The 18882-nt window shown below is 70.9% G+C and carries 18 protein-coding genes; 7 read left to right on the plus strand and 11 right to left on the minus strand.

Annotation, left to right across the window (positions count from 1 at the left end; all coding sequences use genetic code 11):
• Positions 1 to 262 precede the first annotated feature (262 nt).
• From E0F75_RS09350 to E0F75_RS09365, 4 genes are read left to right on the plus strand one after another with little or no spacing between them, the layout of a single operon-like run.
• Entirely contained in the window at positions 263 to 1225 is a 963-nt protein-coding gene (locus tag E0F75_RS09350) for an ABC transporter ATP-binding protein (RefSeq protein WP_187622175.1), read from the plus strand.
• Positions 1222 to 2133 carry an ABC transporter permease gene (locus E0F75_RS09355; protein ID WP_187622011.1) on the plus strand — a complete coding sequence of 304 codons (912 nt, stop codon included), beginning with the start codon at positions 1222 to 1224 and terminating at the stop codon, positions 2131 to 2133. Before E0F75_RS09350 ends, E0F75_RS09355 begins: the two co-directional genes overlap by 4 nt.
• A gap of 49 nt (positions 2134 to 2182) precedes the next feature.
• The gene (locus tag E0F75_RS09360; RefSeq protein WP_187622012.1) at positions 2183 to 3094 is read left to right on the plus strand and encodes an ABC transporter ATP-binding protein; all 912 of its coding nucleotides are present in this window, start codon (positions 2183 to 2185) and stop codon (positions 3092 to 3094) included.
• 14 nt (positions 3095 to 3108) lie between these two features.
• On the plus strand, positions 3109 to 3828 hold the full coding sequence (locus tag E0F75_RS09365; protein WP_030318027.1) for an ABC transporter permease: 720 nt from the start codon (positions 3109 to 3111) through the stop codon (positions 3826 to 3828).
• A gap of 87 nt (positions 3829 to 3915) precedes the next feature.
• Here E0F75_RS09365 and E0F75_RS09370 read toward each other — a convergent pair whose 3' ends face one another.
• Together E0F75_RS09370 and E0F75_RS09375 are read right to left on the minus strand one after the other, a co-directional pair.
• Complete coding sequence (locus tag E0F75_RS09370) at positions 3916 to 5214, minus strand: MFS transporter (RefSeq protein ID WP_187622013.1); 1299 nt, start codon at positions 5212 to 5214, stop codon at positions 3916 to 3918.
• Positions 5211 to 5891: a FadR/GntR family transcriptional regulator gene (locus E0F75_RS09375; RefSeq protein ID WP_187622014.1), complete on the minus strand. Its 681-nt coding sequence runs from the start codon at positions 5889 to 5891 to the stop codon at positions 5211 to 5213. Before E0F75_RS09375 ends, E0F75_RS09370 begins: the two co-directional genes overlap by 4 nt.
• A gap of 123 nt (positions 5892 to 6014) precedes the next feature.
• On the opposite strand from E0F75_RS09375, the gene lpdA reads away from it, so the two are divergent.
• Complete coding sequence (gene lpdA, locus E0F75_RS09380) at positions 6015 to 7418, plus strand: dihydrolipoyl dehydrogenase (RefSeq protein WP_187622015.1); 1404 nt, start codon at positions 6015 to 6017, stop codon at positions 7416 to 7418.
• Between the two features lie 35 nt (positions 7419 to 7453).
• Positions 7454 to 8113 carry a rhomboid-like protein gene (locus tag E0F75_RS09385; protein WP_187622016.1) on the plus strand — a complete coding sequence of 220 codons (660 nt, stop codon included), beginning with the start codon at positions 7454 to 7456 and terminating at the stop codon, positions 8111 to 8113.
• Positions 8114 to 8216: 103 nt separating this feature from the next.
• Here the strand turns inward: E0F75_RS09385 and E0F75_RS09390 are convergent, their stop codons facing one another.
• The 9 genes from E0F75_RS09390 to E0F75_RS09430 all read right to left on the minus strand — a co-directional run bounded on the left by E0F75_RS09390 (position 8217) and on the right by E0F75_RS09430 (position 18162).
• The gene (locus tag E0F75_RS09390) at positions 8217 to 9023 is read right to left on the minus strand and encodes an HAD family hydrolase (RefSeq protein ID WP_187622017.1); all 807 of its coding nucleotides are present in this window, start codon (positions 9021 to 9023) and stop codon (positions 8217 to 8219) included.
• Positions 9020 to 10309 carry a serine--tRNA ligase gene (gene serS / locus E0F75_RS09395; protein WP_187622018.1) on the minus strand — a complete coding sequence of 430 codons (1290 nt, stop codon included), beginning with the start codon at positions 10307 to 10309 and terminating at the stop codon, positions 9020 to 9022. The genes E0F75_RS09390 and serS overlap by 4 nt, the downstream gene beginning before the upstream one ends.
• A 496-nt stretch (positions 10310 to 10805) precedes the next feature.
• Positions 10806 to 11741 carry a prephenate dehydratase gene (pheA, locus tag E0F75_RS09400; RefSeq protein ID WP_187622019.1) on the minus strand — a complete coding sequence of 312 codons (936 nt, stop codon included), beginning with the start codon at positions 11739 to 11741 and terminating at the stop codon, positions 10806 to 10808.
• 81 nt (positions 11742 to 11822) lie between these two features.
• Positions 11823 to 13094 carry an iron uptake transporter deferrochelatase/peroxidase subunit gene (efeB, locus tag E0F75_RS09405; RefSeq protein ID WP_187622020.1) on the minus strand — a complete coding sequence of 424 codons (1272 nt, stop codon included), beginning with the start codon at positions 13092 to 13094 and terminating at the stop codon, positions 11823 to 11825.
• A 3-nt stretch (positions 13095 to 13097) separates the two neighbouring features.
• Positions 13098 to 15176 (minus strand): copper resistance CopC/CopD family protein, encoded by a 2079-nt coding sequence (locus tag E0F75_RS09410; protein WP_187622021.1) that lies wholly within the window; start codon positions 15174 to 15176, stop codon positions 13098 to 13100.
• A gap of 45 nt (positions 15177 to 15221) precedes the next feature.
• A complete protein-coding gene (locus tag E0F75_RS09415; protein WP_187622022.1) occupies positions 15222 to 15689 on the minus strand; it encodes a copper chaperone PCu(A)C in 468 nt (155 codons plus the stop codon).
• Positions 15686 to 16411, minus strand: a complete 726-nt coding sequence (locus E0F75_RS09420) for an SCO family protein (RefSeq protein WP_187622023.1) — start codon at positions 16409 to 16411, stop codon at positions 15686 to 15688. Before E0F75_RS09420 ends, E0F75_RS09415 begins: the two co-directional genes overlap by 4 nt.
• A 47-nt stretch (positions 16412 to 16458) precedes the next feature.
• On the minus strand, positions 16459 to 17256 hold the full coding sequence (locus tag E0F75_RS09425; RefSeq protein ID WP_187622024.1) for a YcnI family protein: 798 nt from the start codon (positions 17254 to 17256) through the stop codon (positions 16459 to 16461).
• 111 nt (positions 17257 to 17367) lie between these two features.
• The gene (locus E0F75_RS09430; protein WP_187622025.1) at positions 17368 to 18162 is read right to left on the minus strand and encodes a hypothetical protein; all 795 of its coding nucleotides are present in this window, start codon (positions 18160 to 18162) and stop codon (positions 17368 to 17370) included.
• Between the two features lie 213 nt (positions 18163 to 18375).
• On the opposite strand from E0F75_RS09430, the gene E0F75_RS09435 reads away from it, so the two are divergent.
• Positions 18376 to 18825, plus strand: coding sequence for an ATP-binding protein (locus E0F75_RS09435; protein WP_187622026.1), 450 nt, complete (start codon positions 18376 to 18378; stop codon positions 18823 to 18825).
• Positions 18826 to 18882: the final 57 nt, after the last annotated feature.

The following is an 18882-nucleotide window of genomic DNA, read 5'->3' on the forward strand; positions in this document are numbered from 1 at the left end:
TCCCGTGTGAGCGCCCGACTGCGCTACGCGTCCGTAACTTGACACCGATGAATGTGACAATGCTCGGCGGCTGCGTCAAGGGGTCGGACGACGCCCTGTGGAAAAGCGGTCGTCCCGTCGCGCCGCGAGCCGCCGCCGGCCTGTGGAAAAAGACTTTCGTCGCGAGCTCCCCTACTGGCTTGTACTCCTCTGGTCGGACAAGGATCGAGCCGTTGGGCTGACGACCGCTGTGGCGCAGGCCACTACCGTCGAAGGCGTGACTGTGATCGCGACCGAAAGCCTCAGCAAGCGGTTCCCCCGGGTGACCGCTCTTGACCGGCTCTCCCTGGACATCGGACCCGGTGTGACCGGACTCGTGGGTGCCAACGGAGCCGGCAAGTCCACCATGATCAAAATCCTGCTCGGACTCTCCCCCGCCACGGAGGGCACCGCCCACGTCCTCGGCATGGACGTGCAGACGCACGGCGCCGAGATCCGTGAGCGCGTGGGCTACATGCCCGAGCACGACTGCCTCCCGCCGGACGTCTCGGCCACCGAGTTCGTCGTCCACATGGCGCGGATGTCCGGGTTGCCCGCGACCGCCGCCCGCGAGCGGACCGCGGACACCCTGCGGCACGTCGGTCTGTACGAGGAGCGGTACCGCCCGATGGGCGGCTACTCGACCGGCATGAAGCAGCGCGTGAAGCTCGCCCAGGCCCTGGTCCACGACCCGAAGCTGGTCCTCCTGGACGAGCCGACGAACGGTCTGGACCCGGTCGGCCGGGACGAGATGCTGGGACTGATCCGCCGGGTCTGGACCGACTTCGGCATCTCCGTCCTCGTCACCTCGCACCTCCTCGGGGAGCTGGAGCGCACCTGCGACCACGTCGTCGTCATCGACGGCGGCCGGCTCCTCCGCTCCAGCTCCACCAGCGACTTCACCCGGACGACGACGACGCTCGCCGTCGAGGTCACCGACTCCGACCTTCACACCGACGGGACGGCGGCCCTCCGTGCCGCCCTCACCGCCGCGGGCGTCACGCTCCACGAGGGCGTGGAGGAGGGTCTGCCCGGCGCCGGCCACATCCTCCTCCTGGAGGCCGCGGGCGAGGAGACGTACGACCTCGTGCGGGACACCGTCGCCGACCTCGGCCTCGGTCTCGTCCGCATGGAGCAGCGCCGCCACCACATCGCCGAGGTCTTCCGCCCCGAGGCGCCCCAGCACGAGGAGGTGCCGGCCCGATGAGCACCCAGATCCCGCAGCCCTCCCAGGCCGCTCCCGACACGACCCGCATCCACAACATCGGCTACCGCTCCTACGACGGGCCGCGTCTCGGCCGGGCGTACGCGCGCAGGTCGCTGTTCTCGCAGTCCCTGCGCGGCGCGTACGGCCTGGGCCGCAGCGCCAAGTCCAAGGTGCTGCCGATGCTGCTCTTCGGCGTGATGTGCGTACCCGCGCTGATCATCGTCGCGGTGGCGGTCGTCACCAAGCAGTCCAAGCTGTCGATCGAGTACACGCAGTACGCGATCTTCCTGCAGGTCGTCATCGGCATCTACCTGGCCTCCCAGGCGCCGCAGTCGGTCTCCCGCGACCTCCGGTTCCGGAGCGTGTCGCTGTACTTCTCCCGGCCGATCGAGCGCGCGGACTACGTGCTCGCCAAGTTCGGCGCGATGGCCTCGGCGCTCTTCCTGCTGACCGCGGTCCCCCTCCTGATCCTCTGGATCGGCTCCCTGCTTGCCAAGATGGACTTCGGCACGCAGACGCAGATGTTCGGCCAGGGACTGGTCTCCGTGACCCTGCTCTCGCTGCTGTTCGGCGGCGTCGGACTGGTCATGGCGGCGCTCACCCCGCGCCGCGGCTTCGGTGTCGCCGCCGTGATCGGCGTGCTGACGATCTCGTACGGAGCGGTCTCCACGCTCCAGGGCATCGCGTACGGCACGGACAACCTCGGCGCCATCTCCTGGCTCGGCCTGTTCTCGCCGATCACGCTCATCGACGGCGTGCAGACCGCCTTCCTCGGCGCGCCCTCCTCCTTCCCCGGAGGCGAGGGACCGGGCGCCGGTGTCGGCGCGGTCTACCTGCTGGTCGTCCTCGCGCTCGTCGCCGGCTCGTACGGCATCCTGATGCGCCGCTACCGAAAGGTCGGGCTGTGACCGCCCTCCCGTCGCCCGCCACCACCCCTCCAAGGAATGGGCTGCGCCCATGAGCATTCTCTCCATCGACCACGTCTCCCGCTGGTTCGGAAACGTCGTGGCCGTGAACGACGTCACGATGACCGTGGGCCCGGGTGTCACCGGCCTCCTCGGGCCGAACGGCGCGGGCAAGTCCACCCTGATCAACATGATGGGCGGCTTCCTCGACCCCTCCACCGGCAGCGTCACCCTCGACGGGCAGACGATCTGGGGGAACGAGTCGGTCTACCGAGAGATCGGCGTCGTGCCCGAGCGGGAGGCGATGTACGACTTCCTCACCGGCCGCGAATTCGTCGTGGCGAACGCGGAACTGCAGGGTCTCGGCGCCAAGGAGGCCCAGCAGGCCCTGGCCACGGTCGAGATGGAGTACGCGCAGGACCGCAAGATCTCCACGTACAGCAAGGGCATGCGGCAGCGCGTGAAGATGGCCTCGGCCCTCGTGCACAACCCGTCGGTGCTGCTGCTGGACGAGCCGTTCAACGGCATGGACCCGCGCCAGCGCATGCAGCTGATGGACCTGCTGCGGCAGATGGGCGCGGACGGCCGCACGGTGCTGTTCTCCTCGCACATCCTGGAGGAGGTCGAGCAGCTCGCCTCCCACATCGAGGTGATCGTGGCCGGGCGCCACGCGGCCTCCGGCGACTTCCGCAAGATCCGCCGGCTGATGACGGACCGGCCGCACCGCTACCTGGTCCGCTCCAGCGACGACCGGGCACTCGCCGCGGCGCTGATCGCCGACCCGTCCACGGCAGGCATCGAGGTCGACCAGGTGGACGGCGGACTGCGCATTCAGGCGGTGGACTTCGGGCGGTTCACCGAGCTGCTGCCGAAGGTCGCGCGCGAGGGGGGGATCCGTCTGCTGACGGTCTCGCCCTCGGACGAGTCCCTCGAATCGGTCTTCTCATACCTCGTCGCGGCCTGAAAGGAGCCTGACCGATGTACAACCCCACAGTCGCCCGGCTCACCTACCGGGCCCTCCTCGGCCGCCGCCGGGCCCTGATCCTCTTCCTGCTGCCCGGCATGCTGCTGCTCATCGCCGCGGCGGTGCGCGCCTTCAACGGTGCGGACGACCAGGTCGCGGCCGACGTCCTCGGCGGCTTCGCGCTGGCCACGATGGTCCCGCTGATCGGCGTGATCGCCGGTACGGGAGCGATCGGACCCGAGATCGACGACGGCTCGATCGTCTATCTGCTGTCCAAGCCGGTGAAGCGGCCCTCGATCATCTTCACGAAGCTGATCGTCGCGATCGCGGTGACGATGGTCTTCTCGGCGGTACCGACGTTCATCGCCGGCTTCATCCTCAACGGCAACGGCCAGCAGGTGGCCGTGGCGTACACGGTGGCGGCGCTCGTGGCCTCCATCGCCTACAGCGCGCTGTTCCTGCTGCTCGGCACGATCAGCCGCCACGCGGTGGTCATCGGCCTGGTCTACGCCCTGGTGTGGGAGGCCCTGTTCGGCTCCCTGATCGAGGGGGCGCGCACCCTGAGCGTCCAGCAGTGGGCGCTCGCCCTCGCCGAGAAGGTCACCGGCGACGGCCTGATCACCTCGGAGGTCAGCCTCACCACGGCGGTCGTTCTCCTCTCCGCGGTCACGATCGTGGCGACCTGGTTCGCCGGCTTCAAGCTCCGCACGCTCAAGCTGGCGGGCGAGGAGTAGAAGCGGAAACGGAAGCGGTACGGCTCCGAGGCCGGGCGCCCCACCCCGGGAGCCCCACCCCGGAGCCGCACCGCAACCCCCCTCCCCTCACACCGTCCGGTCCCGGGCGGCGAAGAGCCCCACGGTGAGGGCCGCCGCGCAGACGCCGAGGACCACACAGATCGGCAGCGTCCAGGAGCCGGTGGCCTGGTGCAGGGCGCCGGCCGCGAGCGGGCCCGCCGCGGCGAGCAGATAGCCGACCGTCTGGGCCATCCCGGACAGCCGGGCCGCGGTCACCGCGTCCCCGGAGCGCAGCACGATCAGGGTGAGGGCGAGACCGACCGCCCCGCCCTGGCCGACCCCGAGCACCGCCGACCAGAGCCAGGCCCCCTCCACCGGCGCCACCATCAGACCGGCGTAACCGGCCGCGACCAGCGTGGTGACCAGCACGATCAGTGGACGCTGGCTCCGCATCCGGCCGGCGAGCAGCGGCACCACGAAGGCGCCCGCGACCTGGATGAGGTTGTTGAAGGCGAAGACGACACCGGCCGTGGAGCGGCTCATCCCGTGGTCGGTGAAGATCGTCGGCATCCAGGCGATCAGCACGTACGACCACAGCGACTGCAGGCCCATGAAGAGCGTGACCTGCCAGGCGAGCGCCGAGCGCCAGACGCTCACCGGGCGGGCGCCGGCGGCCGGGACGGCCCGTACCTCGTGACCCGTGCGGCCCCGGGCGATCAGCACCTGGGGCAGCCAGGCGACCGCGGCGACCACGGCGAGCAGGGACCAGAAGGCGAGCGAGCCCTCCCAGCCACCGCCGAGCGCCTTCTCCAGCGGCACCGCGGCCGCCGCCGCGACCGTCGCACCGGCGATCATCGCGCCCGTGTAGACCGAGGTCATCGCCGCGGCCCGGTCCGGGAAGTCACGCTTGATCAGGCCCGGCATCAGCACGTTGAGCAGGGCGATCGCGGTGCCGACGAGGATGCCGCCGCCGTACAGCGCGTACACGGAGGGCAGCACGCGCGCGAGGATGCCGACGGCGAGCAGCAGCAGGGCCGCGAGCAGCACGCGTTCGGCGCCGAAGCGGCGCCCCAGCCAGGGCGCGACCAGCGCGCCCACGCCGAGGAACAGCACCGGCACCGAGGTCACGAGCGAACTCGCCGTCGAGGAGAGCCCGAAGGCCCCGGATATCTCGCCCACCAGCGGCGCCACGCTCGCGAGCGCGGCCCGCATGTTCAGCGAGGCCAGCACGATCCCGGCCAGGAGCAGCGCCGGATGCGCGAGCAGCGCCCGCCGTGCCGCCGCCCCGGCGGCCGACGCCGCGACCCCGGCCTCCGCGTCGACGAGCACAGGCGGCGGTACGGGCGAGGGCGCGGCGGAACCCGCCGTCCGGGTCTCCGCGCTCATCGGGAGGTCTCCGTCAGTGCCGTGACCGTCTCCATCGGGACCCGGAGCAGTTCGCGGGCCTGGCGCTCCGCCGCCTCCGGGTCGCCCGCCTCGATCGCCGTGACCAGGGCCTCGTGGGCGTCGATGTCGACCGGCGGCATCTCCCGGTCGCCGAGGGCCTCCACGAGCACCTCGTGCACCTGGGCGGAGAAGAAGCGGTACACCTCGACGAAGGCCGCGTTGTGGGTGGCGCCGACGACCGCGAGGTGGAAGGCGAGGTCGGCGTCCGCGTTCCGGTCGCCCTCCTCGCGCAGCGTGGTGAGGGCGGCCCGGAGCCGCAGCAGGTCGTGGGTGTCCCGCCGGGCCGCCGCGAGCCGCGCCGCCTCGGCCTCCAGGGCGACCCGGAGTTCGAGGACGTCGGCCGCGCCCGCGTGCCGTACCCCGCGCAGCACGGCCGCCGGGTCGGCGGTCGACCTGACGAAGGTGCCGTTGCCCTGACGGGATTCGAGCAGGCCCGCGTGGACCAGGACCCTGACCGCCTCGCGGACGGTGTTGCGGCCCACACCGAGCTGCTGGGCCAGCTCGTGCTCGGTCGGGATGCGGTCGCCGACCGCCCACTCGCCGTCCGCGAGCTGCGTCCGCAGCTGGTCCACCACGGAGTCCACCAGCGAGGTCCGTCCCGTCGTCCTGAGTGCCATGCCGTTCCGACCTCTCCATTTGCCCGGTTGCCCGGTCATCCTACAACTGACCGTGGGCGGGACACCGGACTACTGTGGGCCCGTACGTGGACCGAACACCCTCACCACCCTCGGGAGTCAGTCATGTCAGACCGCTTCGACGTCGTCGTACTCGGAGCTGGCCCCGGCGGCTACGTCGCCGCCATCCGCGCCGCCCAGCTGGGCAAGCGGGTCGCGGTCGTCGAGGAGAAGTACTGGGGCGGTGTCTGCCTGAACGTCGGCTGCATCCCCACCAAGGCACTGCTGCGCAACGCGGAACTGGCCCACATCTTCAACCACGAGGCCAAGACCTTCGGCATCAAGGTGGACGGCACCGTCTCCTTCGACTACTCCGAGGCGTTCCGCCGCAGCCGCTCGGTCGCGGACGGCCGCGTCAAGGGCGTCCACTTCCTCATGAAGAAGAACGGGATCACCGAGTTCAGCGGCCGGGGAACCTTCCTCGACGCGAACACCCTCCAGGTCGCCACGTCCGACGGCACCTCGGAGACGATCCAGTTCGACAACTGCATCATCGCCACCGGCGCCACCCCGCGACTGCTCCCGGGCACCGCCCGCAGCGAGCGCGTCGTGTCGTACGAGGAGCAGATCCTCGCCGAGGACGCCCCGCAGTCGATCATCATCGCCGGCGCCGGCGCGATCGGCATCGAGTTCGCGTACGTCCTCAACAACTACGGCACCAAGGTCACGATCGTCGAGTTCCTCGACCGGATCGCGCCGCTGGAGGACGAAGAGGTCTCCAAGGAGCTGGCGAAGCAGTACCGCAAGCTCGGCATCGACGTCCTCACCTCGACCCGCGTCGAGGCCATCGACGAGTCCGGCCCGCAGGTCCGCGTCACCGTCACCGGCAAGGACGGCGTCCAGAAGGTCCTGGAAGCCGACAAGGTCCTCCAGGCCATCGGCTTCGCCCCGAACGTCACCGGCTACGGCCTGGAGGCCACCGGCGTCGCCCTCACCGAGCGCGGTGCGATCGACGTCGACGGCCGCTGCCGCACCTCCGTGCCGCACATCTACGCCATCGGTGACGTCACCGCGAAGCTGATGCTCGCGCACACCGCCGAGGCCATGGGTGTCATCGCCGCCGAGACCATCGGGGACGCGGAGACCATGGAGCTCGACTACCCGATGATCCCGCGCGCGACCTACTGCCAGCCGCAGATCGCCAGCTTCGGCTGGACCGAGGCGCAGGCCCGCGAGAAGGGCTACGACGTCAAGGTCGCCAAGTTCCCCTTCGTGGCGAACGGCAAGGCCCACGGTCTCGGCGACGCCACCGGCTTCGTCAAGATCATCGCTGACGGGACGCACGGCGAGATCATCGGCGCCCACCTGATCGGCCCCGACGTCACCGAGCTGCTCCCCGAGCTGACCCTGGCGCAGCAGTGGGACCTCACCGTCCACGAGGTCGCGCGGAACGTCCACGCGCACCCGACGCTGGGCGAGGCCGTGAAGGAAGCGATCCACGGCATTGCCGGACACATGATCAATTTCTGAGGTTTCCGCCGGTCCGGGGTGATAGGCACGGACACGTGCCTCCCGAGACCCTCCCGGGTGGCGAACCGTCCCGACCGATCAGGTCGTGGGTGCGTTCGTCACCCGGTACGCATCTCTGGCTCGCGGTCATCGCGATCACCAGCCTCGTCATCGCGCTGTCCCCCCAGGGCATCGAGAGCTATCTGCTGCACCGCAACAGCAGCAATCTCCACCAGCTGTCCCACCATCCGCTGCGGGCCCTGCTCGGCAGCGCGTTCTGGATCGAGGACCCGGCCGACCTGCTGCTGTACGCAGCGCTGTTCGAGCTGATCCACGCGCCCGTGGAGCGGTGGCTCGGTACCGCGAAATGGCTCTTCGTCGTCGCCACGGCCCATATCGCGGCCACTCTGATCAGCCAGCAGGTCGTCCTCGTGGCCATCCGCCTCCACGACCTGCCGCGCAGCATGGCGCATGTCGTCGACATCGGGGTCAGCTACGGTCTCGCCGCCTCGGCGGGCATCCTCACGTACCGGCTCGCCCGCCCCTGGCGCTGGCTCTACCTCGCGGGAACGGTGGCCTTCGTCGTCGTACCGCTGCTCACCGACCGCACGTACACCGACCTCGGGCACGCGATCTCCCTGGCCATCGGCCTCGCCTGCTACCCGCTCACCCGCGGAAAACCAGTCGCCCCCGAACAGGGGTCCGGCGCACACTAGTTGTACGGGGGACACGGGGGTTCCCCCGAAAAGAGGGGGCGGCCGCTTCGAGCGCGTGGACCTGGTCCACGCGGGCCGCCCCTTTTCTTCTCCCCGCGGCCGGTCAGACCGACAGCAGGCGCTCCAGGACGACGGCGATGCCGTCCTCCTCGTTCGAGGCGGTGACCTCGTCCGCCACCGCGCGCAGTTCGTCGTGCGCGTTGCCCATGGCCACGCCGTGGGCCGCCCAGCCGAACATCGGGATGTCGTTGGGCATGTCGCCGAAGGCGATCGTCTCCGCCGCCTTCACCCCCAGCCGGCGCGCCGCCAGCGAGAGACCGGTCGCCTTGCTCAGGCCGAGCGGCAGGATCTCCACCACACCGGGCCCCGCCATGACGACGTCCACGAGACCGCCGACCGTCGCACGGGCGGCGCCGGTCAGTTCGTCGTCCGACAGCGTCGGGTGCTGGAGGTAGAGCTTGGTCAGCGGCGCGGCCCACAGCTCCGCCGGGTCCTCGTACGGCACGTACGGCAGCGGCCCCGGGTGCGCCCGGTAGCCGGGGCCCATCAGGACCTCGCCCTCCAGGCCGTCACGGCTCGCGGCCAGCGCCAGCGGGCCGACCTCCGCCTCTATCTTCGAGAGGGCGAGCCCCGCGAGCTGCCGGTCCAGGGTCAGCGAGGTGAGCAGCCGGTGCTCACCCGCGTGGTAGACCTGCGCGCCCTGCCCGCACACCGCGATCCCCTCGTAGCCGAGGTCGTCCAGGATGTGCCGGGTCCAGGGCACCGCCCGGCCGGTGACGACGATGTGCGCGGCGCCCGCCTCCGTGACGGCGGCGAGCGCGTCCCGCGTGCGGGCCGAGACGGACTCGTCGGCGCGCAGCAGCGTGCCGTCGAGATCCGTCGCGACCAGGCGGTAGGGGAAGGGGCTCACTTGGCGATCGGCTCCAGGACCTCACGGCCACCGAGGTAGGGCCGCAGCATCTCCGGGACGCGCACGGAACCGTCGGGCAGCTGGTGGTTCTCCAGGATCGCCACGATCGTGCGCGGTACGGCGCACAGCGTGCCGTTCAGGGTGGCCAGCGGCTGCACGGTCTTCTTGCCGCCCTGCTCGTCGCGCATGCGGACGGAGAGACGACGGGCCTGGAAGCTGTCGCAGTTCGAGGCCGAGGTCAGCTCGCGGTACTTGCCCTGGGTCGGGATCCACGCCTCGCAGTCGAACTTGCGGGAGGCGGAGGACCCGAGGTCGCCGGTGGCGACGTCGATGACCTGGAACGGCAGCTCCAGAGCGGTCAGCCACTGCTTCTCCCACTCCAGGAGCCGCTTGTGCTCGGCCTCGGCGTCCTCCGGCGCGACGTACGAGAACATCTCGACCTTGTCGAACTGGTGGACGCGGAAGATGCCCCGGGTGTCCTTGCCGTACGTGCCGGCCTCGCGGCGGAAGCAGGGCGAGAAGCCCGCGTACCGCAGGGGCAGCTTGTCCGCGTCGATGATCTCGTCCATGTGGTACGCCGCGAGGGGCACCTCGGACGTGCCGACGAGGTAGTAGTCGTCCTTCTCCAGGTGGTACACGTTCTCCGCGGCCTGGCCGAGGAAGCCGGTGCCCTCCATGGCGCGCGGACGGACGAGCGCCGGGGTCAGCATGGGGATGAAGCCGGCCTCGGTGGCCTGCGCGATCGCCGCGTTGACCAGGGCGAGCTCCAGGAGGGCGCCCACGCCGGTCAGGTAGTAGAAGCGCGAGCCGGAGACCTTGGCACCGCGCTCGACGTCGATGGCGCCGAGCGCCTCGCCGAGCTCCAGGTGGTCCTTGGGCTCGAAGCCCTCGGCCGCGAAGTCGCGGATGGTGCCGTGCGTCTCGAGGACGACGAAGTCCTCCTCGCCGCCGACCGGGACGTCGGTGTGGACGATGTTCCCGAGCTGGAGCAGCAGCTGCTTGGCCGTGTCGTCGGCCTCGTTCTGCTCGGCCTCGGCGGCCTTGACGTCGGTCTTGAGCTGTTCGGCCTTCTGGAGGAGCTCGGCGCGCTCCTCCGGGGTGGCCCTGGGGATCAGCTTGCCGAGCGCCCTCTGCTTGGATCGGAGCTCGTCGAAGCGGACGCCGGACGACCTGCGCCGCTCATCGGCGGAGAGCAGGGCGTCGACGAGCGCGACGTCCTCTCCACGGGCGCGCTGGGAGGCGCGAACACGGTCGGGGTCCTCACGGAGCTGGCGAAGGTCAATCACCCCACCAGGCTACCGGTGCGCGTTCGCCCGCCCCCACCGGATAACGTCACGCGTGTTGTCACGCGTGACGTTATGCCCGAATTGGCACCTGTGAGAATGCCGGGGGCCGGGCTCTGCATTTAGTTATCCACAGGCTGTGCGGAAGATCTGTGGACTACGAAGAAGATCGCGTGGATTTCCCGCCCCGACCCTGGGAATTCCGTGATCAAACGCCATTGAGGCACTCATTTGGGTGGGAATTGCTCGCTCCAAAGAGTTGGTCGAGCGAACCGTGCTGACGAGGGCTTCTTCCCCGCACTGTGGACAGCCCGGAGGTATCGGGGAATGGCTAGGGCGATTTGTCGACCTTGTCGGGGCGCGCTGTCGACTTGTCCCCAGGTTGAGCCCGGGGGCTGTGGATAACCGCTGTGGGTAACTGAAAATACGCAGGTAGGACTAGTGGTTCGCACCTGTGGACGAACGCTCCCGCCGCCGGGAGCGTTCAGTCACCATCGGGTCAGGCCCGACCGTCCTGGGCCCTCGCCAGCCAGTCGGAGGCCGCCATGAACTCCCCGTCCGAGGTGCCGCGCCGCAGCACCGCCACGTCCTCGACCGCGACGCCCGCCCTCGGGTACGAGCCGAGGAAGCGCACCTTGGGGCAGATCCGCTTGAGCCCCATCAGCGCCTCGCCCACCCGCCGGTCCGAGATATGGCCCTCGGCATCCACGGCGAAGCAGTAGTTCCCGATCCCCGCCCCCGTGGGCCGGGACTGGATCAGCATCAGGTTCACCCCGCGCACCGCGAATTCCTGGAGCAGTTCGAGGAGGGCACCCGGATGATCGTCACCCAGCCACAGCACCACCGAGGTCTTGTCCGCGCCGGTCGGCGCCGCCGGCCGGGCCGGCCTGCCCACCAGGACGAACCGGGTCTCGGCGTTCTCCGCGTCGTGGATCTCGGTGACCAGCGCCTCGAGGCCGTACGTCACCGCCGCGAACTCGCCCGCGAAAGCGGCGTCGAAGCGGCCCTCCTGCACCAGCCGGGCCCCGTCCGCGTTGGACGCGGCCGACTCCCACAGTGCCTCGGGCAGATGCGTCCGCAGCCAGTTCCGCACCTGCGGCTGGGCCACCGGGTGGCCCGTCACGGTCTTGATGTCCGACAGCTTGGTCCCCGGCCGCACCAGCAGCGCGAAGGCGATCGGCAGGAGCACCTCGCGGTAGATCATCAGCGGCTCGCCGGAGGCCAGCTCGTCGAGGGTCGCGGTCACCCCGCCCTCGACCGAGTTCTCGATCGGTACGAGAGCGGCGGCGGCCTCCCCGTTCCGTACGGCGTCGAGCGCGGCCGGGACCGAGACCATGGGGACGAGTTCCCTCGTCGCGGCCTCGGGCAGCGTACGCAGCGCGGCCTCCGTGAAGGTGCCCTCGGGGCCGAGATACGTGTACCGGGTGGCGGACATACCGTCACCCTAATGGGCCCCGGAGCCGTGGGCCGCCCGCCCGGCGGGACGCGCGTGCCCGCCGGCGGCCGACCCGGCAGGTCAGGACTCCAGGAGCCGCTGTCCCACGTACTCGCCCTCGGCGGGACCGCCCGGGACCGCGAAGAGGCCGCTCGCCTCGTGCCGGATGAACGCGGACAGCGCGTCGCCCCGGTCGAGCTTGCGCTGCACGGGCACGAAGCCCCGCAGCGGGTCGGCCTGCCAGCAGACGAAGAGGAGACCGGCGTCCGGCGTCCCGTCGGGAGCGATCCCGTCGTGGAAGGACCACGGCCTGCGCAGCATCGCCGCCCCGCCGTTCTGTTCGGGGGCGGAGATACGGGAGTGGGCGTTGTCCGGGATGACCGTCGTCCCGTCCGGACCGCGCTTGTTCAGGTCCAGCTCGGTGGTCTCGCTGCCGCCGGTGAGCGGGGCCCCGTCGGACTTCCGTCGCCCGATCACCTTCTCCTGCCGGTCGAGCGGCAGCTTCTCCCAGTCGTCGAGCAGCATCCGGATCCGGCGCACCACCGCGTACGAGCCGCCGGCCATCCACTCCGTCGCACCTCCGGTGCCCGCCGGGACGAAGATCCGCCGGTCGAAGTCGGGATCGGTCACCTTCGGGTTGCCCGTGCCGTCGATCTGGCCCATCAGGTTGCGGGCCGTCATCGGCTTCGCGGTGGCACCGGCCGAGCGGTTGAAGCCGTTCATCTGCCAGCGCACCCGGGCCGCGTCGCCCGCGTCCTTCTGGAGGGCGCGCAGCGCGTGGAAGGCGACGAGCGCGTCGTCGGCGCCGATCTGCACCCACAGATCGCCCTCCGAGCGCCGCGCGTCCAGGGCGTCGGCGGAGAAGGCGGGCAGCGGGTCGAGCGCGGAGGGGCGGCGTGCGGTGAGCCCGGTCCGGTCGAAGAACGTACGGCCGAAGCCGAAGGTGACCGTGAGGGAGGAGGGGCCCGCGTCGAGCGCCACCCCGGTGTCCCCGGCCGGGGCCTTGCCCGACATCAGCGCCCTCGCCGTCACCGACCAGCGGCGCAGCAGGGCCATCGACTCCTTGCGACCGGCGCCCGGGGCGAGGTCGAAGGCGACCAGATGACCGCGGGACTGGAGGGGCGTGGTGATACCGGCCTGATGTTTCCCGTGAAACATCACCTCGGTCGAACCGACCGTGGTCAGCAGCGGGGTGCCGTCGGTTCCGGCCCCGTCGGTGGTGCCGCCGTCCGACCCGGCCGTGGTGACGCCGACGCCGCCTGCCGCGCCGATGACGAGTCCGGCCGCGCCCGCTGCGCCGACGGTGCCGAGCAGCCGGCGCCGGGAGATCTCAAGGGTGTTGTTCTCGGTCAAGGATCAGCCGATCTTCACGTTCTTCTCGATGGTGGTCTGGTCGATCTCGGACGTCCGGACGGTGACCTGGATCCGCCACTCGCCGGGCATCGGGATCTGGACGCCGCTCGCGCTCCAGTGCCCGGTCTGGATCCGGTCCGGGGCGACGGGCAGCGGGCCGACGTCCTTCGCCTCCAGGGTGAGGGCGACCTTGATCTCGGGCACGTCCAGCGGCTTGCCGTTGGGCCGTTCGACGAAGATGTGGAGCGCGTTGGCGCCGGTGCGGCCCGGGTCGAGGCTGAGCCGGACGACGCCCTTGCCCTCGACGCCGCCGGTGTCGAAGGGCAGCCGGATGTCGACGGGCCGGTCGGGCACGGCGGCCGGGCCGGAGGCGGCGGTGCCGCCCCGCCCCGCTTCCTCCTCGGTGCGGCCGGGCTCGGTCGAGGTGAGGACGGTGGTGACGGCGAGGAGCACGACGGCGACGGCGGCCTCGGTCAGGACCGAGCGGCGCAGACCGGCCCGCTCGGGGTCGGCGTCCCGCTCCCGCTTGCGCCGCGCGGTGGCGACAGCGGCCCGCTGGCGGGCGAGCTGAGCGGCCCGCTCGGGATCGGCGGTCTCGGCGGACCCGGCAGCCTCGGTGGTCCCGGCGGTCCTTGTGGCCCCGGTCGAGTCCGCCGCTTCCGAGTCGGCCTCGCCGGCGCCTTCAGCCTTGTCGGCCTCTTCGGTTCCCTGGGCCTCTTCGGTTTCCCGGGCCTCTTCGGTTCCCTGGGCCTCTTCAGTTTCCCGGGCCCCTTCGGCTTCCTCGGCCTCTTCGGTTTCCCGGTCCTCGGTCTCGGTCTGCTCCCTTTCCTCGGCCGGCTTCGGGTCGGCGAGGCGCTGGGTCCACCGGCGCGATATCCAGGCGATGCCGATGAGGACGCACATCAGCCCGATCTTGACGAGCAGCAGCTGCCCGTAGCGGGTCCCGGTCAGCGCGGACCAGGAGCCGACCTGGCGCCAGGACTGGTAGAGCCCGGTGGCCGCGAGGACGGCCACGGAGCCGAAGGCCACCTTGGAGAAGCGCTCGATCGCCGAGCGGTCGACGGACGGCGCCTTGTAGAGGGAGACGAGCAGCACGGTGAGACCGCCGAGCCAGGCGGCGACTGCCAGCAGGTGCAGGATGTCGACGGGCATGGCGATCCCGGGCTGGATACCGGTCGAGGCGTGTTCGGCCAGCGCCCAGGTACCGGCGATGCCCGCGGCGACGACGGTGCCGCCGACGCCGAGCCCGAAGGCGAGGTCCTTCTTCTCCTTCGGGTCGGTCCGCCGGGCGTAGGCACCGAAGAGGACGGCCACGAAGAGCGCGGCCGCGCCGAGCAGCAGCAGCCGGGACGTGAGCGCGGCACCGGTCTTCGTCTCCAGGACCGCCTTCAGACCCGCCAGGTCGAAGGCGTCGGAGAGTTCACCGGAGCCGGTGTACGGGTTGCGCAGGAGCAGCATGACGAGGGTGGCGCCGGTGAGGGTCAGCCAGCCCCTGACCACGGTCTGCTGGACGGGGCGGACGCTCGCGCCGCGCGGCCAGCAGGCCAGGACGAAGGCGCCGCCGCCGACGAGGACGGCGAACCCGGCGTACGAGACATAGCGCGCGATGCCGTAGAGGGTGCCGACGAGACCGCCGCCGGCCGTCCGGTCGGGCAGGGCGACGGATGTCGTGGAGGGGGCGCCGATGGAGAAGGTGAAGGCGCCGGAGATGGGGTGGCTGTCGGCCGAGACGGTCTGCCAGGCCACGGTGTACGTGCCGTCCGGCAGTCCGGCCCGGAGGGCCACCCCGTAGCGGACGATCGAGCCGCTGCAGAGGTTGAGTATCTCGCCGGTGTCGGCCCGCCGGCCCGCCGGGTCGAGGACCCGGATCGAGTCGGCGCTCATGGCGACCTGTTCGGAGAAGGTGAGGTTGACCTCCTTGGGAGCGGTGGCGACCACCGCCCCGTCCTTCGGATCGCTTCCGGTCAGTGCCGCGTGCGCGGACGCGGGGGCGGCACCGGCGAGCAGCGTGCCGAGCAGCGCGGCCGCGAGGATCAGCAGCCGGGCCAGGGCGGTACCGAGGCGCGGGGCGGTGGTTGTCATCTTCCGGTTCACTCCGTCAGTTCTGTGAGAACTCCGTCAACGCGCTCAGTGCTGCTGCGGGTTGTGGTTGGCGGCTTCGACGGGAAGATCGACCTTGATCGGGTCGGACTTCTCGAAGTGGAGCTCGATGCTGACCTTCTCGCCCTGCTTGGGCTTCTTCTTCAGCTCCATGAACATGATGTGGTTGCCACCGCGGGCGAGCTTCAGCTCCCCGTTCGCGGGGATGTCGAAGGACTTCACCTGCTGCATCTTCTGGTTCTTCGTCTCGTGGATCGTGACGTCGTCGGAGATGGCGCTGGTGACCGAGGTGAGCTTGTCCGCGGTGCCGCCGTCGTTCTTGATGGTGAGGAAGCCGCCGGCCATGTCCATCACCGGCTGCGGCATGAACGCGCCGCTGACCTGCAGGTCGGGCTTCCCGTCCGCGGACCCTTCGGACGAGGACGAACACCCGGTCAGTGCGAGCGCGGCGGCGAGCGCCACGGAGGCGGACAGGGTGGTGGTGCGGCGGTTCACGGGTTCTCCCCCTTGATGAGCTTCGGCAGATCCTTGGCGTAGTCGTCGACGCTCGTGTCCTCGCCGTACAGGACGTAGCCCTGGTCGGTCGTCGGCGAGAAGGCGATCACCTGTGCTCCGTGCATGGAGACGACCTTGCCGTTCTCCTTCTTCGGCGGGTCGATGCCGATGCCGATCTGCCGCGCCCCCGCCTGGATGGTGGAGAACGAGCCGGTGAGACCGGTGAAGGAGGAGTCGCCCGCGGCGGGCAGCCACTTGGCGAGCTCGGCCGGGGTGTCCCGCTCGGGGTCGGTGGTGACGAAGACGACCTGGAGCTTGTCCTGGTCGGCCTTGGGGAGCTGCTTCTTGGCGATGGCGATGTTGCTCATCGTCATGGGGCAGACGTCGGGGCAGTGCGTGTAGCCGAAGTAGATGAGCGTCGGCTTGCCCTTGGTCCGCTCCCGCAGGTCGTACTTCTGGCCCTTGGTGTCGGTGAGGACGAGCCCGGGCTTGGTGAACGGCCGGTCGAGGACGGTCGCGGCCTTGGTGGAGTCGTCGCCGCCGGAGACCACGGCGACCGAGCCGTTGGCCGAGGGCTTGTCGTCGTTGCCGCCGAGGCCGACGGCCGCGGTGATGCCGATGGCGGCGACGATCGCGACCGCGGCGACGATCAGCGGGGTGCGGCGCCCGGGACGGCCGGGGCCGTCAGCGGGCTTCGGAGAGGGTGTCTTCTCTGCGGACATGCTGGTTCTTTCCGCTTCTTTCCGGATTCTCTGGAGGAGTGCGGCCGTCAGGCCGAGCGGCGGCGGCCGGCGAGGACACCGAACGCGACGCCGGCGATGCCGACGAGGATGCCGATGACGCCGAGGATCCGGGCCGTGGTGTCGGAGGAGTCGGCGGCGGCCGTCTCCTTCTTCGCGTCGGCCTTGCCGTCGTGGCCGGCCTTCTCGTCGTGCCCGGCCTTCTCGTCCGTCGCGGTGGAGGCCGAGGCGGACGGGGCGGCGGCGCCGCCGTGGTGGTCGGCGGAGGCGGCGGAGAGCTTCAGGACGGGGGCGGGGTTCTGCGGCTCCTCCGCGCCTTCCTTCTGCTCCTCGATCCAGCGCACGACCTCCTTGTTGTCGTACGTCTGGATCGCCTTGAGGACCAGCTGGTCGGCGTCCTCGGGCAGCTGGCCGAGGGAGAGCGGGAACTGCTGGAACTGGCCGGGTCCGATCTTCGAACCGTCGGCGGTCCACGTCACCTTGGAGACGGCCTCGTTGATCGTCTTGCCGTGCAGCGTCAGCGGCTTGCTGAGCTTGCTCTTGGTCACCTCGGCCTTCCAGCCGGGGATGGGCTGCGGCATGACGGAGGCCAGCGGGTGGTCGAGCGGGAAGTTGACCTCGAGCTTCACGGTGGAGGCGTTGTCGCGCTCGTTCGGGACCTTGATGTTGACGGTCGCGTAGCCGCCCTTGGCGGCCTCGCCCTGCGGCTGCACGCTCACGTGCGCGAACGCCGTGCCGGACAGCAGCACGACGGAGGAGAGGGCGATGCCACCGGCGAGGGCGACCCGGGTGGCGGAGACACGGGAGGAGACACGGGAAACGGTCATGGCAGAAGACACTCCAGCTCGGAGGAAGGCGAGGGAGTCCGGCGCGCCGGGGGACTGACCCCGGACCGGCGTGCGGACGAGCACGGCCCCGCTCCCTGTGAGCGGTCCGTGTCAGGCTGCGAGAACGCAGTCGGCGGCCGGCGGGCCGCGCCTGATCACCGTGTGCAGGAGTGCCTCGGCCACCGGCGGAGGCGAGGAGTCGAAGGCCGTACGGACCGTCCGCCGCGGCCCCGTGCCGGGTACCGCCGCGAGGCCGTTGAGCAGCGCCCGTACGAGCCGGAGGGCTGCTCGCAGCGAGCGGACGAGGGCGCACTCGGCGAGCTCCGTCGCCCCCTGCTCGGAGAGTTCGACGAGACGGCCGAGGGCCCGGTCGCCGCGGCGCAGCAGCCAGCCCGTGGCCACCGCGGCCAGCAGATGGCCGAGGAGCATGGGCAGGCCGGGCAGCAGCTCACCGGCGGGCGCGGTCGCCGCGGCGGCCGTGTGTCCGAGGTGGGCGTGGGCACCGGACTGCGCGGTGGCGGGGTCGAGCCCGGCGTCGCGGATGACCCTGGAGGCGTCGGCGGAGGTGAGGGACGAGGTCCCCGCGCCGCAGACGAGCCGTGCCGCCATCCGTACGAGGGCGTCGTCGGCCTGGGAGCTCAGGCCGAGCTGGCGCTGACCGAGGCCGAAGAGGGCGTGCAGCCCGAGCTGTCCGCCGGCGAGGGCGCCGACGACGAAGCCGAGCGAGCGTTCCCGCCCGGTGAAGAGGACGGTGATGCCGAAGACGCCGAGGAATCCGGCGAGCAGCGTCCACAGGGCGATGCCCGCACAGGCGGCGATGGCGTGCCCGAGCGCGGACAGCACGACGCAGACCGCGGTGAACACCGCGGCCCTCAGCAGCCGTGGAGCGAGCGCGGGGGCATTCATGGCGGGCCCATCATCGCACCACGGGCCCCACCGGTATGAGGCAGGTCCAGAAGGTCGTTCTTGGGGCTCTTGGGGGTCTTCGAGGTGACATACACCGGCGCGCGAGCCCGGTGCATCCGCCGATCGAGCGCTCTTGACGCGTCCGTGCGCTTACGAAGGCTTCTGTCCGGCAATAGGTATCGGTATGTCGAGCCGCTGCCGGGAGGCTGGAGCATGAGCATCTGGTGGTCACTCCATCTGCGGCGCGAAGCCGCGAGCGTGCCCCTCGCGCGAAGGCTTCTGCTGGGCACGATGGAGACGGCGGGTGTCGATCCCGACGTGTCGTACGAGCTGTCGGTCGCGCTGACCGAGGCGTGCGCGAACGCGGTCGAGCACGGCGGCGACGGCTCCGACGAGTCGGGTGCGGCCGGCAGGGCCTATCGGGTGACGGCGTACCTGGACGGCGAGACCTGCCGTATCGAGGTGGCGGACTCGGGCCCCGGTTTCCCCGGCGCCGAGCTGCCCGCCGCGCCGTCGGACGCCGAGCACGGCCGGGGGCTGCGCCTCATCGAGGAGCTCGCGGACCATGTGCAGTTCGGCAACCGGTCGGGCCGGGGTGGCGCGGTGGTCAGCTTCGACAAGATCCTGAAGTGGAAGGACAGCCCTTCCCTGCTCATGGCGTGAGCACGGGGAAGGGCCCCCGCCGGTCGGTCGGCGAGGGCCCTTCGGTTCCAACGTACG

Source organism: Streptomyces sp. CB02980 (assembly GCF_014451325.2).
GTDB lineage: Bacteria > Actinomycetota > Actinomycetes > Streptomycetales > Streptomycetaceae > Streptomyces.